The following is a 13402-nucleotide window of genomic DNA, read 5'->3' as shown; positions in this document are numbered from 1 at the left end:
GTACGACCGCGGAAGGCCCGTCTCACCCGGTGAGGCGGGCCTTCCTCCGTCTCCGCCGTGGTCAGAGGCCGCTCAGGCGTTGGCCGGCTCGGACGACGGCCATGGCGTGACGTTCGCCGGGGCGGCGGCCGAGGCGCTCGATCGGGCCGGAGATGCTGATCGCGGCGATCACCCGGCCCGTGCGGTCGCGGATCGGTGCCGAGACGCTCGCCACACCCGCCTCCCGCTCGGCGACGCTCTGCGCCCAGCCGCGCCGGCGCACCTCGGCGAGGGTGCGCCCGGTGAACTTGGACCGGGGCAGCAGCGGCATCACCGCCTCCGGCGGCTCCCAGGCCAGCAGGATCTGCGCCGCCGAACCGGCGGTCATCGGCAGCACCGAGCCCACCGGGACGGTGTCCCGCAGCCCGCTGGCCCGCTCGGCGGCGGCCACGCAGATCCGCTCGTCCGCGCGGCGCAGGTAGAGCTGGGCGCTCTCCCCGGTGGCGTCGCGCAGCGCGGCCAACAGCGGCTCCGCCGCTGTCAGCAGCACGTCCGGCGCGGCGTTGGCGAGCTCACCGAGTCGGGGGCCCGGGCGCCAACGGCCCTGGGTGTCCCGGACCAGCATCCGGTGGATCTCCAGCGCCTGTGCCAGCCGGTGCGCGGTGGCCCGGGGCAGCTTGGTGCGTTCAACGAGTTCGGCCAGGCTGGCGCCGTCGACGCAGGCGGCCAGGATGACCACCGCCTTGTCGAGAACGCCGACACCGCTCATACTGTGTCCCACAAGCCGAAACTTACCTCCCAGAATTTAGGATGTCCAGATGGTGGGAGACACTCGACCGAGGACCCTGGCCGAGAAGGTCTGGGACGCGCACGTCGTCCGGTCCGCCGACGGTGAACCGGACCTGCTCTACATCGACCTGCACCTGCTGCACGAGGTCACCAGCCCGCAGGCGTTCGACGGCCTGCGGCTCGCCGGCCGCCGCGTGCGCCGCACCGACCTCACGCTCGCGACCGAGGACCACAACACCCCCACGGGGTACGCGGACCCGGCGTTCTCGCTGCGGCGCGGCGACCTGCTCACGATCGCGGACCCCACCTCCCGCACCCAGATCGAGACGCTACGCCGCAACTGCGCCGAGTTCGGCGTACGGCTGCACCCGCTCGGCGACGCCAACCAGGGCATCGTGCACGTCATCGGCCCGCAGCTGGGCGTCACCCAGCCCGGCATGACGATCGTCTGTGGCGATTCCCACACCGCCACCCACGGCGCCTTCGGCGCGCTCGCGTTCGGCATCGGCACCAGCGAGGTCGAGCACGTGCTGGCCACCCAGACGCTGCCGCAGGGCCGCCCGAAGACGATGGCCGTGAACGTCACCGGCCAGCTCGGCCCCGGCGTCACCGCCAAGGACCTGGTGCTCGCCCTCATCGCCCAGGTCGGCACCGGGGGTGGCCGGGGCCACATCGTGGAGTACCGGGGCGAGGCGATCCGCGCGCTCTCCATGGAGGGGCGGATGACCGTCGCCAACATGTCCATCGAGTGGGGCGCCAAGGCCGGCATGATCGCGCCGGACGAGACCACCTTCGCGTACCTCAAGGGGCGGCCGAACGCCCCCGCGGGCGCGGACTGGGACGCGGCGGTGGAACACTGGCGGAGCCTGCCCACCGACGAGGGCGCGACGTTCGACGCCGAGGTGACCCTCGACGCGAGCCGGCTCACGCCGTTCGTCACCTGGGGCACCAACCCGGGCCAGGGCGCGCCGCTGGGCGCGGCCGTGCCGGACCCGGAGGAGTTCGCCGGCGAGTCCGAGCGGGCCGCCGCCCGCCGCGCCCTGGAATACATGGCCCTCACCCCCGGCACCCCGCTGCGCGACCTCTCCGTCGACGTGGTCTTCGTCGGCTCCTGCACCAACGGCCGCCTGGAGGACCTCCGGGCCGCCGCCGACGTGCTGCGCGGGCACCGGGTCGCCGACGGCGTACGGATGCTCGTGGTGCCCGGCTCGGCCGTCGTCCGGGAGGCCGCCGAGGCCGAAGGGCTGGACAAGGTCTTCACCGACGCCGGGGCCGAGTGGCGGTTTGCCGGCTGCTCGATGTGCCTGGGCATGAACCCGGACACGCTTGCCCCGGGCGAGCGTTCCGCCTCGACCTCCAACCGCAACTTCGAGGGCCGCCAGGGCCGGGGCGGACGCACCCACCTGGTGTCGCCGCCGGTCGCCGCCGCCACCGCCGTGGTCGGCCGGCTCGCCGCCCCCGCCGACCTGTAGAAGGGCAGCCGCGCCAGATGGACAAGTTCACCGTGCACACCGGCACCGCCGTGCCGCTACGCCGTTCCAATGTGGACACCGATCAGATCATCCCCGCCGTGTACCTCAAGCGGGTGACCCGGACCGGATTCGCCGACGGGCTCTTCAACGCGTGGCGGGAGGACCCCTCATTCGTGTTGAACGATTCGGCATATTCGGGTGCGTCCATTCTTGTGGCCGGCCCGGAGTTCGGCACCGGGTCGTCCCGGGAGCACGCCGTGTGGGCGCTGCGCGACTGGGGGTTCAAGGCGGTGGTGTCGCCCCGGTTCGGTGACATCTTCCGGGGCAATGCCCTCAAGGAGGGTCTGCTGCCGGTCGAGTTGGAATTGCGGGCCGTCGAGGAGTTGTGGGCCCTCGTCGAGTCCGACCCGACGACCCCGGTCACCGTCGACCTGGCTACCCGCGAGGTCCGGGCCGGGGGCGCCGCCTGGTCGTTCCCCCTCGACGACTTCAGCCGCTGGCGGCTGATGGAGGGGTTGGATGACATTGGACTCACCCTTCGGCACGAGGCCGCCATCACCTCGTACGAGCGCGGCCGGAGGCCGTTCCTGCCCTCCGTGGCATAGCCGTACGCCCGATCCCGCATCGGTTTCCGCCCCCACCGGCCCAGCCGGTGGGGGCGAATCCGTTACGACACAAGGGCTTTTTTCCACCGAATGTTTGTGTCCAGGCAGCACAGGGCATACCGTGCGCGCAGAATGGCTCGCGTCGAGTCAGTTGCACAATCGGGAGGAAGTCGTGAACAAGGCCGAGCTCATCGAGGCGCTCGCTGTTCGCCTGGGGGACCGGAAGACGGCGACGGCCGCGCTCGACGCGGTCCTCGCTGAGGTCCAGGCGGCGGTCACCAAGGGCGAGAAGGTGGCGATCACCGGATTCGGAGCGTTCGAGAAGCGCGTCCGGGGGGCGCGAACAGCGCGCAACCCGCGGACCGGCGAGGCGGTGAAGGTCAAGAAGACATCCGTTCCGACCTTCCGGGCCGGCGCCGGCTTCAAGGAGATGGTGGCCAGCGGGAAGGTGCCGAAGGCCACGGTGGCGGCGAAGAAGACCGCCACGGCCGCCACCAAGGCGACGACTGCCAAGGCCACCACGGCCAAGGCGGTCGGCGCGAAGGCCACCACGGCCAAGGCCACCACCGTCAGGGCGGCCGGAGCGAAGGCCACCACCGCGAAGGCGGCCGGGGCCAAGGCGACCGGCACGAAGGCCGCCGGTACGAAGGCCACCACGGCCAAGGCGACCGGGGCGAAGGCCGCCGGCACGAAGGCGGCCGTCGCGACGAAGAAGGCCGCCCCGGCGAAGGCGGCCAAGACGACGGCGGCCAAGACCGCCACCAAGAAGGCCGCTCCGGCGAAGAAGTCGGCGGCGGCGACCAGGTCGACCGTGGCGAAGAAGACCACCACGGCGGCGGCCAAGAGCACCACGGCCAAGAGCACGGCGGCCAAGAAGGCGCCGGCGAAGAAGTCCCCGGCCAAGAAGGCTGCCACCAAGCGCTGACAAGGCCGGCACCGTCCCGCGGGGCGCCCACCCGAACGGTGGGCGCCCCGCGGCGTGCGTGGGCCCGACGGCCGGGTGGTCTCTGGCGGCCGGTGTCCCGACCATTGACCTGTGGCGTGCGGCGTGCGGCGTGCGGAGAATCGCCGAACCCCTCACCGGTCGGCGAAAGGCAGCCCGTGCGCTACCGGAACCTCAGCACCGCCGCGCTCGCCCTCGGCATCGTCGTGCTCACGGACGTGCTGCGGGTCTTCCTTCCGTCGGTAATCACCATCTTCGGGCAGGCCGCCGCTACCCCCGCCGAACTGCTGGGCGCGTTCGCGCTGGGCTGGTTCGTGCTCGCGCTGGCGTTCCCGCTGCTGGTCCGCCGGCTCGGGGCGCGACCCGCCACGCTCGCCGCCGCCGTGGCGCTGGGCGGCGCACGGCTCGCCCTCACCGCCGCACCGGGCGGGCGTATGCAGCTCTGGCTGGCCACCGCCGGCCTCCTCGCCGGGCTGCTCTGGCTGGCCGGCACCGCCACCACCACCGGCCGGCCGGTGCCCGGGCTGGCGCTGGGCATCGCCCTCGGCGCGATCGTGCACGCCTCGCTCGGCACGTACGACCTGGTCTGGCGGGGTGGTCCGGCCGGGTGGTCCGGCAGCGTGGCCCTCGTGGCGCTGTTCCTGGTCGCCACGGCCCGCCCCGCGCGGCCGGCGGAACCGGGTGGTGCCCGCGCGTGGCTGCTCGCCGGCCCGGCGCTGCTGCTGACCGGCCTCGTGGCCCTCTCCCCGGCGGTGGCCGCGACAGCTTCCTCCTATCGGGGTGGGTCCGAAAGCGGACTCGCCCGGTCACCGGAGCCCGGCGACCTCTCCACCCTGGTGGCCTGGGCCGTCGGCCTCTTCCTGTTCGGCGCGCTGAACCGGCCGCCCCGGGGACCCTGGCGGGGGGCCGGCCCGCTGGCGCTGGTGGCCGGCGCGGTGCTGTTCGCCACCGGCGAGCCGCAGCTGCTGGGGCCGGCGGTGGTGCTGGCCGCCGCCGGTACGGGGGCCTGCCTCGCCCTCGCCGGGGCCGCGCCGCCTGCTGCCGCGCCGCCCACCGGCGGGGCCACGCCGTGGCGGAGCAGCCGGCCCGGTCTCGCGGCGGTGCTGGGCATGCTGCTCTTCGCCGTCGCTGCCGTCGGCTACTACGCCGCCTACGACCTCGGTTACCCCAACGCCGCCGTACCGGTCGGGGTGGCCGGCCTCGTCGCCGCCGTGGCCCTCGGCGGCGGGCCCCGGAGGGCGACGTCCACGCCGCCCCGGCGGTGGGTACCGGGAATCACCGCGGCGACCACTCTCGTCGTGCTCGTCGCGACGGGGCTGCCGTTCGGCGTTCCCACCCCGCTGCGGCCTGGCACGCCCCCGGCGGGTGTCCGGGTGGTCGCGTACAACATCCGGATGGGGTACGGACTGGACGGGCGGTTCGACCCCGGCGGGCTGGCCCGGGTGGTCGCCCGCGAGCGCCCCGACGTGGTGGTGCTCGGCGAGGTGGACCGGGGCTGGCTGCTCAACGGAGGCCACGACACCCTGGCCCTGCTCGCGGCGCGGTTGCGCATGCCGTACGTCTTCGCGCCCGCCGCCGATCCGCTCTGGGGCGACGCGGTGCTCAGCCGGTTCCCCATGGCGGCGGCCCGCAGCGAGCGGCTGGCCTCGGTGGGCGCGCCGACCGGCGCCCAGGCGCTCGGCGTCACCGTGGACCTCGGCGGCGACGTACGCCTCGCGGTGGTCGCCACCCATCTGCAACCGCCGCCGGGACGGGAGCCGGTGGCGCAGGCCCGCGCGGTGGCGGGCTTCGCCTTTCGGTACGCCGCCGGACTGCCCCTCGTGGTCGCCGGCGACCTGAACACCGAGCCGGGCTCCCCGGGGTATGCGGAGTTCACCCGCGCCGGGCTGGTGGACGCGCTGGCCTCGGCCCGGCCCCTGCCGACGAGCCCGGCCGACGACCCGCGCGAGCAGATCGACCACGTGCTGGTCTCGGCGGGCGTGCGGGCCGCCGACCCGGTGGCGCCCCGCAGCACCGCCAGCGACCACCTGCCGGTCGCGGTGACCCTCGCCCTGCCGTGACGCGCCCTGGCCCTGCGGGTGCGGTGGTGAGAGGGGAACCCTTCTCTACCGTAGGCGTTAAGAAGGGGCCCTTCCTTGCAAGCGGTCGGCGGCGAGGAGGCGGTCGGCCGCGAAGGCGAGCAGCCAGCCGCCGCCCTTCGGGGTGGTGAAGTCGTCGGCGCGGCCGGTGAGGCGCTCCAACGCGCCGGGGATCACCTTGCCCTGGCTGCACACCCCGGCCGTGCCCCCGGCGGCGGCCAGCCCGGCCAGGCAGGCGGCGGCGGCCAGCGCCCGTTCGTGCGGGTCCTGGCCGGGCAGCGGCTCGTCCAGGTCGCCGGTCACCTCGATCGGCAGGTCGAGCAGGGCGGCGGCCGGGTCGAGGGTCTGCACGCAGCGGCGGGCGGCGGCCGACAGCAGCCGGGCCGGGCGGACCAGGGCCACCAGGGGCGCGAGGGCGTGCGCCTGGGCCCAACCGGTGGCGTCGAGCGTCCGGGCGGCGTCCGGGCCGGACCAGGTGCCGCGCTGGCCCGCCTGCGCGTGCCGGACCAGGGCCACCGTCGCGGTGACCGGCGGGAGGGTGGCGAACGCGGTCAGCACCTCGGCGTCGTGCGGGTAGCTGACCAGGCGGGCGGCCTCCCCGACGGGCAGCCAGCGGATGTCGTCGACCTCGGTGTCGGGCTGGAAGCCACCCGCGCCGACGGCCTGCATCGACCAGTAGTCGACGACCTTCGGCCGGCCCTCGCTGCGGTACCGCACGGTGGGCAGCCGCACCTGCGGCACCGCCCGTACGTCGGCCTCCTCGGCGACCTCCCGCACGGCGGCCAGCAGCGGGTGCTCGCCCGGCTCCAGCTTGCCCTTCGGCAGCGACCAGTCCCCGTAGCGGGGGCGGTGCACGAGGCAGACCAGCACGCCGCCGTCGGCCGGACGCCAGGCCACCCCGCCCGCCGCCCGGATCACGCGTTCCCGCTCCGGCATCCGCTCAGCCTAGGCTCATCCGGCCGTGCCGCCGACCCGGCGCAGCAGCAGGTCCTGCAGATGGGTCGGCGGGGCCTGCTCCGTGCCGGTACGCCGGGTCCAGGAGCCGTCGCCGTGCAGCTCGAACGCCTCCACGTCGGGGCTGAACGCGGCGGTGAGCACGTGGTCCAGCTCGGCGCGGGCGATCGGGTCGCTCACCTGCACCAGCGCCTCCACCCGGCGGTCGAGGTTGCGGTGCATCAGGTCGGCCGAGCCCATCCAGAACTCGGCGGAGCCGTTGTTGCCGAACCGGAAGATCCGGGAGTGCTCCAGGAACCGGCCGAGGATCGAGCGGACCCGGATGTTCTCCGACAGCCCCGGCACTCCCGGGCGCAGCGTGCACATGCCCCGGATCATCAGGTCCACGTGCACCCCGGCCCGGGACGCCCGGTAGAGCGCGTCGGTGACCTCCTCGTCGACCAGCGAGTTGACCTTGAACTGGACCAGCCCGGGCATGCCGAGCCGGACGTGGCTGATCTCCCGCTCGATCCGCTCGATCAGACCCCGCCGGATGCCCTGCGGCGCCACCAGCAGCCGCCGGTACGCGGTCTGCCGGCTGTAGCCGGTCAGCACGTTGAACAGGTCCGTCAGGTCCGCGCCGATCTCCGGGTCGGCGGTGAGCATGCCGAAGTCCTCGTAGAGCCGGGCGGTCTTCGGGTGGTAGTTGCCGGTGCCGATGTGGCAGTAGCGGCGGATCTGGTTGCCCTCCTGGCGTACCACCAGGGCGGTCTTGCAGTGCGTCTTGAGGCCCACCAGGCCGTACACGACGTGGCAGCCCGCGCGCTCCAGGGTGCGCGCCCAGCCGATGTTGGCCACCTCGTCGAAGCGGGCCTTCAGCTCCACCAGCACCACCACCTGCTTGCCGGCGGCGGCGGCGTCGACCAGCGCGTCGACGATGGGGGAGTCCCCGCTGGTGCGGTAGAGGGTCTGCTTGATGGCCAGCACGTCCGGGTCGGCGGCGGCCTGTTCGACGAAGCGCTGCACGCTGGTCGCGAACGAGTGGTACGGGTGGTGCACCAGCACGTCGCCGTCGCGCAGGGTCGCGAAGACGCTGCGCGGCACCTCACCCTCGGTGAGCCGGGGATGGGTGGCCGGCACGAACGGCGGGTCCTTCAGGTCGGGCCGGTCGGCGTCGCCGTAGAGCTGCCACAGCGCCGACAGATCGAGCAGCCCACGTACCCGCAGCACGTCGTGGCTGTCCATGTCCAGCTCGCGGACGAGCAGCTCCAGCATGTGGTCGGAGATGGAGGCGGCGACCTCCAGCCGCACCGGCGGGCCGAACCGGCGGCGGGCCAGTTCCCGCTCCAGGGCCTGGAGGAGGTCCTCGTCGCGGTCCTCGTCGACCTCCACCTCGGCGTTGCGGGTGACCCGGAACAGGTGGCACTCGACGACCTGCATCCCGGAGAAGAGCTGCCCCAGGTGCACCGAGATCAGCTCCTCGACCGGGAGCACCCGCACCCCGGGGGACTCCCGGTCGACCCGGACGAAGCGGGGCACGTTGTTGGGCACCTTGACCCGGGCGAACAGCTCCGAGCCGCCGTCGGGGTCGCGGACCGCCACGGCCAGGTTCAGCGACCGCCCCGAGATGTACGGGAACGGGTGCGCCGGGTCGACCGCGAGCGGGGTCAGCACCGGGAAGATGTGTTCCCGGAAGTAGGTGCGCAGCCGTTCCCGCTCGGGCGCGTCCAGGTCGGTCCAGCGCAGGATGCGGATGTCCTCGGCGGCGAGCTTCGGCAGCACGTCGTCGACGAAGCAGGAGGCGTGCCGGCCGACCAGCTCGGCGGTCCGCTCGCCGATCCGCTCCAGCTGGGTACGCAGCGGCAGCCGGTCCCCGCCGCGCACCGGCAGCCCGGCGGACTGGCGGCGCTTCAGGCCGGCCACCCGGACCATGTAGAACTCGTCGAGGTTGCTGGCGAAGATCGCCAGGAACTTGGCCCGCTCCAGCAGCGGCGTGCGCGGGTCCTCGGCCAGGGCCAGCACCCGGGCGTTGAAGTCGAGCCAGGACAGCTCCCGGTTGAGGAACCGGTCCTCGGGCAGCGGCTTCGGTGGCGTGGGCTCGTCGTCCGGGAAGGGCTCGGCGTCGAGCACCTCCTCCAGGCCGGCGGACGCCGCCGCCCGGCCCAGCGGGGCCGTCGGCGGGTCGCCAGCTTCCGGGGCGGGACCGGCCGCCGCCGATTCGCCTCCGGCCGTCCCGGTCGGCCCGGCAGCTTCGGGCGTGTCGCGCGGGCGGAACCGGCCGTCGGTGCCGCGCCGGCGGGGCCTGTCGCGCCGGCGCGCCGGCGCGACAGGCGCGGAACGGTCGCCGCCGGGTACCTGCCGGTCGCCGGCGGGTGCGGGGTGCTCGTCGGCGGACTGGTGATCGATGGCCGGGCCGCTGGGGTGCTCGCGAGGGGTGCTCACCTGCTCATAATGTCCCGGAACGGGTTAACGCAAAATGAACTTGGGCGGGGAGCTCACGGCATCGTCGGCAACGTCACCCGGACGATCTCCCCGGCGGCGTCGGTCTCGACCCGGACCCGCTGGCCCAGCCGGAGCAGCCGCAGGCCGGAGGCGTCGAAGGCCCGCGCCGGGAACACCAGCTCGGTGCCGTCGTCGAGCAGCAGCACGCCGCTGCGCGTCGCCGCGTCGTAGGTGGCCACGGTGCCCTGCATGCCAGCACCGTACACCGGCGCCGGTGGCGGCTCAGCCGGCGCGGCCCGCCGGCTCGCCCACGCCGGCCGGCCCGGTCCCGCCGTCCCCGCCGACCGGGCGGATCACGCCTGCCCCAGCGACCGGGTCGGTCACGCCGGTGAGGGCGGCGGTGCGCGGCCCGAGCCCGAGCCGGGCGGCGGCGGCCAGGTCGGCCGCGGTGTCGACGTCCCGGCGCAGGGTGGGCCAGTCGCCGGCCAGCGGCAGCGCCCCGCCCGCCTCGTGCGCCCCGGCCGAGCCGACCCCGAACCGGGGGTCCAGCGGCACGCCGGGCGGCGCGGCGAGCAGCACCGTGCCGGTCCCCGGGGCGTCGGCGACGAACCGGCGTACCCCCGGTGGGCCGGCGGCGATCGTGCGCAGCGCGGCGGTCAGCTCGGCCGGGCGCAGCGCCGGCAGGTCCGCTGTGAGCCCGGCCACCCACCCCCCGCCGTCGGCCGCGACCGCCGCCCCGAGCCGGAACGCCGCGTTCAGGCCGGCGTCCGGCGCGTCCGGCACGACCCGCACGTCCGCCGCGCGGACCGCCGCCGCCACGCGGGCGTCGTGGGTGACCACGACCACCCCGGCGACCGCCGGGCACGCCCGCACCGCGGCGACCGTGTCGGCCGCCAGGGCCAGCGCCAGCTCCTCGTGGGGTACGGCCGGCAGCGCCCCCCGCAGCCGGCTCTTCGCCACGCCGAGGCGCTTCACCGGCACCACCACAGTCCAGGTCCGCTGCCGCACGGCACAATCCTGCCAGTCAGCCCGGCGGTACCCTCACTGGCCGTACCGGGGGCGAGCAGGCATGATTTCGCTGCGGGCGGCATGGGCGGGTGCGGCGTGGGGCCGGGGCTACGAGGAGGCAGGGTGACGCGGCGCAGGCTGGGTTTCTGGCAACGGTTCGCCGTGGTGTTGGTCAAGCCCGTGCTGACGGTCTGGACCCGGCGCACCTGGCGGGGCATGGAGCACCTGCGCCACGACGGCGGGATCATCATCGTCCCGAACCACCTCTCGCACGCCGACCCGCTGGTCTCCGCGCACTTCGTCTACGACGCCGGGCGCTGGCCGCGGTTCCTCGGCAAGGCCAGCGTCTTCCGGGTGCCCGTGGTGGGCTGGATCCTGCGCCGCTGCCTCCAGATCCCGGTGGAGCGCGGCACCGCCGACGCCGTCAAGTCCCTGGACGCCCTCGTCGCCGCCCTGCGCGACGGCGGCGCGGTGGTGATCTACCCGGAGGGCACCACCACCCGGGAGCCCGACCTGTGGCCGATGAAGGGCAAGACCGGGGCCGCCCGGCTGGCGCTGGCCACCGGCGCGCCGGTGGTCCCGGTCACCATGTGGGGGCCGGAGCGGCTCTTCGACCCCCGGAACAACCGGTTGGGCCTGCGGCCCCGCATCCCGGTGACCGTCGTCGCCGGGCCGCCGGTCGACCTGACCCGGTGGGCCGGCTCCACGCCCACCAAGGCCACCCTGGAAGAGATGACGGACACCATCATGCTGCGCCTGCGCGACCAGCTCGCCGAGATCCGGGGCGGGACGCCGCCACCACTGTGGGAACGACCGGCGCGGGCCGCCGGGGCCGCCCGCCCGACGCGGGGCCGGGAGGAGGCGGCATGACCGGCCACGTGGCGGTGCTGGGGGCCGGGTCGTGGGGGACCGCCTTCGCCAAGATCCTCGCCGACGCCGGCCGGGACGTGACGATCTGGGCCCGGCGGCAGCCGGTGGCCGAGGCGATCCGGCTGCGCCGGCACAACCCGGAGTACCTGCCGGACCTGCGGCTGCCCGACCGGGTCACCGGCACCGGCAGCGCCGTCGAGGCCATCCGGGGCGCGGAGATCGTGGTGCTCGCGGTGCCGTCGCAGACGCTGCGCGGCAACCTCGCCGAGTGGGTCGGCGACCTGCACCCGGACGCGACCCTGGTGTCCCTGATGAAGGGCATCGAGCTGGGCACCACCAAGCGGATGAGCGAGGTGATCGTGGAGACCGCCCGGGTCACCCCGGACCGGGTGGTCGTCGTCTCCGGCCCCAACCTGGCCCCCGAGATCGCCGCCGAGCAGCCCGCCGCCACCGTGGTCGCCGGCACCGACGACCGCCGCGCCCAACTCGTCCAGTCGTCGATCCGCACGCCGTACTTCCGGCCGTACACCAACGACGACGTGATCGGCTGCGAACTGGGCGGGGCGGTGAAGAACGTCATCGCCCTCGCGTACGGGATCGCCACCGCGATGGGCTTCGGCGACAACACCCGGGCGATGCTGATGACCCGGGGGCTCGCCGAGACCGCCCGCCTCGGGGTGGCGCTCGGCGCGGACCCGATCACCTTCGCCGGCCTGGCCGGGATGGGTGACCTCGTGGCGTCCTGCTCGTCGCCGCTGGCCCGCAACCGCACCTTCGGCGAGCACCTGGGCCGGGGCGGGAACCTGGAGCAGGCCCAGGCGGCCACCCGGCAGACCGCCGAGGGTGTGAAGAGCTGCCTGGCGATCCGGGACCTGGCCCGCGCGCACGGGGTGGAGATGCCGATCACCGAGCAGATCGAGCGGATCTGCCACGAGGGGACGGACCCCCGGCTCGCCGTCGACGCGCTGATGAGCCGCACCGCCAAGCCCGAGTCGTACGAGTGAGGCGGCCCGCGTGACGACCTTCGGCACCGACGGCGGGAGCATCGACGGCGACGGCACCCGGTGCGTGCGCGCCGGGCTGCCCGAGCCCGCCCCGGGGCAGCCGTTCCTGCCCGGCCCGGTCTTCGCCGCGCCCTACCACCTCGACCCACGGCAGGGCCCGGCGGCGACCCCGAACGGGTACGGCCGGCCGGACAACCCGACCCGGCGGCTGCTGGAGGCGGCCATCGGCGAGCTGGAGGGCGGCGACGTGCGCGTCTTCGCCAGCGGGCAGGCGGCGATCACCGGCCTGCTGCTGGCCGTGCTGCGCCCCGGTGACACGGTGGTGCTCCCCGCCGACGGCTACTTCCCGGTGCGGGCGTTCGCCACCGGCACCCTCGCCGGGCTCGGCGTGCGGGTGCTGTTCGCGCCGACCGCCGGGCCGTACCCGTCGTTGCAGGGGGTGCGGCTGGTGCTGCTGGAGTCGCCGGCGAATCCCGGCCTGGACGTCGCCGACGTGCCCGCCCTGGCCGCCGCCGCGCACGCCGCCGGGGCCCTGGTGGCGGTCGACAACACCACGGCCACCCCGCTCGGCCAGCGACCGCTCGACCTGGGCGCCGACGTGGTCGTCGCCTCCGGCACGAAGGCCCTGACCGGCCACTCCGACCTGCTGCTCGGCTACGTGGCGACCCGCTCCGCCGGGCTGCTCGACCCGGTCACCGCCTGGCGCACCATGACCGGGGCGGTGCCGGGGGCGTTCGACGCGTGGCTGGCGCACCGCTCGCTGGCGACCCTGGACCTGCGGCTGGCCCGGCAGAGCGCCAACGCGGAGGCGCTCGCCCGGCTGCTCGCCGGCCGGGCCGACGTCACCGGCGTGCGCTGGCCGGGGCTGCCGGGCGACCCGGCGTACGCGCTGGCCTCGGCCCAGCTGCGCCGGATGCCCGGGGTGCTCTCGTTCGACCTCGGCGACGCCGACCGGGTGGCCCGGTTCCTCACCGCGTCCCGGCTGGTGGCCGCCGCGACCTCCTTCGGCGGGCTGCACACCACCGCCGACCGGCGGGCGCAGTGGGGCGACGACACGTCGCCCGGGTTCGTGCGGCTCTCCTGCGGCGTGGAGGACACCGCCGACCTGGTCGCCGACGTCACCGCTGCCTTAGGAAGGGCCCCCTGTTAACGCATACGGTAGAGAAGGGTTCCCCTCTCACGTCGAGCTGACCGGCGTGACCGCCCGCCGGCCCGGCTGACGGCGGCCGACCGCGCCCGGCAGCACCGGCTGGGCCGGGGCGAGGGGTGGTCCACCCGC

11 protein-coding genes and 1 pseudogene are annotated in these 13402 nt (G+C 75.0%); 7 read left to right on the top strand and 5 right to left on the bottom strand.

Features of this window, described 5'->3' with window-relative positions:
• Positions 1 to 61 precede the first annotated feature (61 nt).
• A complete protein-coding gene (locus tag ACFT41_RS05580) occupies positions 62 to 748 on the bottom strand; it encodes an IclR family transcriptional regulator (protein WP_013284529.1) in 687 nt (228 codons plus the stop codon).
• 49 nt (positions 749 to 797) lie between these two features.
• On the opposite strand from ACFT41_RS05580, the gene leuC reads away from it, so the two are divergent.
• From leuC to ACFT41_RS05560, 4 genes are all read left to right on the top strand, one after another.
• Complete coding sequence (gene leuC / locus ACFT41_RS05575) at positions 798 to 2240, top strand: 3-isopropylmalate dehydratase large subunit (protein WP_377588562.1); 1443 nt, start codon at positions 798 to 800, stop codon at positions 2238 to 2240.
• Between the two features lie 17 nt (positions 2241 to 2257).
• A complete protein-coding gene (gene leuD / locus ACFT41_RS05570; RefSeq protein WP_377588563.1) occupies positions 2258 to 2845 on the top strand; it encodes a 3-isopropylmalate dehydratase small subunit in 588 nt (195 codons plus the stop codon).
• Positions 2846 to 3017: 172 nt separating this feature from the next.
• On the top strand, positions 3018 to 3770 hold the full coding sequence (locus tag ACFT41_RS05565; protein WP_377613753.1) for an HU family DNA-binding protein: 753 nt from the start codon (positions 3018 to 3020) through the stop codon (positions 3768 to 3770).
• Between the two features lie 176 nt (positions 3771 to 3946).
• Positions 3947 to 5848 carry an endonuclease/exonuclease/phosphatase family protein gene (locus ACFT41_RS05560; protein WP_377589899.1) on the top strand — a complete coding sequence of 634 codons (1902 nt, stop codon included), beginning with the start codon at positions 3947 to 3949 and terminating at the stop codon, positions 5846 to 5848.
• A gap of 57 nt (positions 5849 to 5905) precedes the next feature.
• Here the strand turns inward: ACFT41_RS05560 and ACFT41_RS05555 are convergent, their stop codons facing one another.
• From ACFT41_RS05555 to cofC, 4 genes and pseudogenes are all read right to left on the bottom strand, one after another.
• On the bottom strand, positions 5906 to 6802 hold the full coding sequence (locus ACFT41_RS05555) for an NUDIX domain-containing protein (RefSeq protein WP_377589898.1): 897 nt from the start codon (positions 6800 to 6802) through the stop codon (positions 5906 to 5908).
• A 15-nt stretch (positions 6803 to 6817) separates the two neighbouring features.
• Complete coding sequence (locus ACFT41_RS05550) at positions 6818 to 9241, bottom strand: RNA degradosome polyphosphate kinase (protein ID WP_377589897.1); 2424 nt, start codon at positions 9239 to 9241, stop codon at positions 6818 to 6820.
• A 53-nt stretch (positions 9242 to 9294) separates the two neighbouring features.
• Positions 9295 to 9492 (bottom strand): cold-shock protein, encoded by a 198-nt coding sequence (locus ACFT41_RS05545; protein ID WP_377589896.1) that lies wholly within the window; start codon positions 9490 to 9492, stop codon positions 9295 to 9297.
• A gap of 103 nt (positions 9493 to 9595) precedes the next feature.
• Positions 9596 to 10249, bottom strand: a pseudogene (gene cofC, locus ACFT41_RS05540) (2-phospho-L-lactate guanylyltransferase); the annotation flags it as partial.
• A gap of 123 nt (positions 10250 to 10372) precedes the next feature.
• Between cofC and ACFT41_RS05535 the strand changes: the two are divergent.
• From ACFT41_RS05535 to ACFT41_RS05525, 3 genes are read left to right on the top strand one after another with little or no spacing between them, the layout of a single operon-like run.
• Positions 10373 to 11119 (top strand): lysophospholipid acyltransferase family protein, encoded by a 747-nt coding sequence (locus tag ACFT41_RS05535; RefSeq protein WP_377589895.1) that lies wholly within the window; start codon positions 10373 to 10375, stop codon positions 11117 to 11119.
• Positions 11116 to 12123, top strand: coding sequence for an NAD(P)H-dependent glycerol-3-phosphate dehydrogenase (locus tag ACFT41_RS05530; RefSeq protein WP_377589894.1), 1008 nt, complete (start codon positions 11116 to 11118; stop codon positions 12121 to 12123). The genes ACFT41_RS05535 and ACFT41_RS05530 overlap by 4 nt, the downstream gene beginning before the upstream one ends.
• Before the next feature lie 10 nt (positions 12124 to 12133).
• On the top strand, positions 12134 to 13273 hold the full coding sequence (locus tag ACFT41_RS05525) for a cystathionine gamma-lyase (RefSeq protein ID WP_377589893.1): 1140 nt from the start codon (positions 12134 to 12136) through the stop codon (positions 13271 to 13273).
• The last annotated feature ends 129 nt before the right edge of the window (positions 13274 to 13402 follow it).

Origin of the sequence: Micromonospora sp. NPDC057141, assembly GCF_042670805.1 — a bacterium.
In the GTDB taxonomy this organism is placed as follows: domain Bacteria; phylum Actinomycetota; class Actinomycetes; order Mycobacteriales; family Micromonosporaceae; genus Micromonospora.
This window is presented reverse-complemented; position numbering and strand designations above follow the sequence as displayed.

What these genes read in the sequence shown, in the direction of transcription:
- ACFT41_RS05580 (WP_013284529.1), bottom strand. Translation starts at nt 748, where the DNA reads ATGAGCGGTGTCGGCGTTCTCGACAAGGCGGTGGTCATCCTGGCCGCC.
- leuC (WP_377588562.1), top strand. Translation starts at nt 798, where the DNA reads ATGGTGGGAGACACTCGACCGAGGACCCTGGCCGAGAAGGTCTGGGAC.
- leuD (WP_377588563.1), top strand. Translation starts at nt 2,258, where the DNA reads ATGGACAAGTTCACCGTGCACACCGGCACCGCCGTGCCGCTACGCCGT.
- ACFT41_RS05555 (WP_377589898.1), bottom strand. Translation starts at nt 6,802, where the DNA reads ATGCCGGAGCGGGAACGCGTGATCCGGGCGGCGGGCGGGGTGGCCTGG.
- ACFT41_RS05545 (WP_377589896.1), bottom strand. Translation starts at nt 9,492, where the DNA reads ATGCAGGGCACCGTGGCCACCTACGACGCGGCGACGCGCAGCGGCGTG.
- ACFT41_RS05530 (WP_377589894.1), top strand. Translation starts at nt 11,116, where the DNA reads ATGACCGGCCACGTGGCGGTGCTGGGGGCCGGGTCGTGGGGGACCGCC.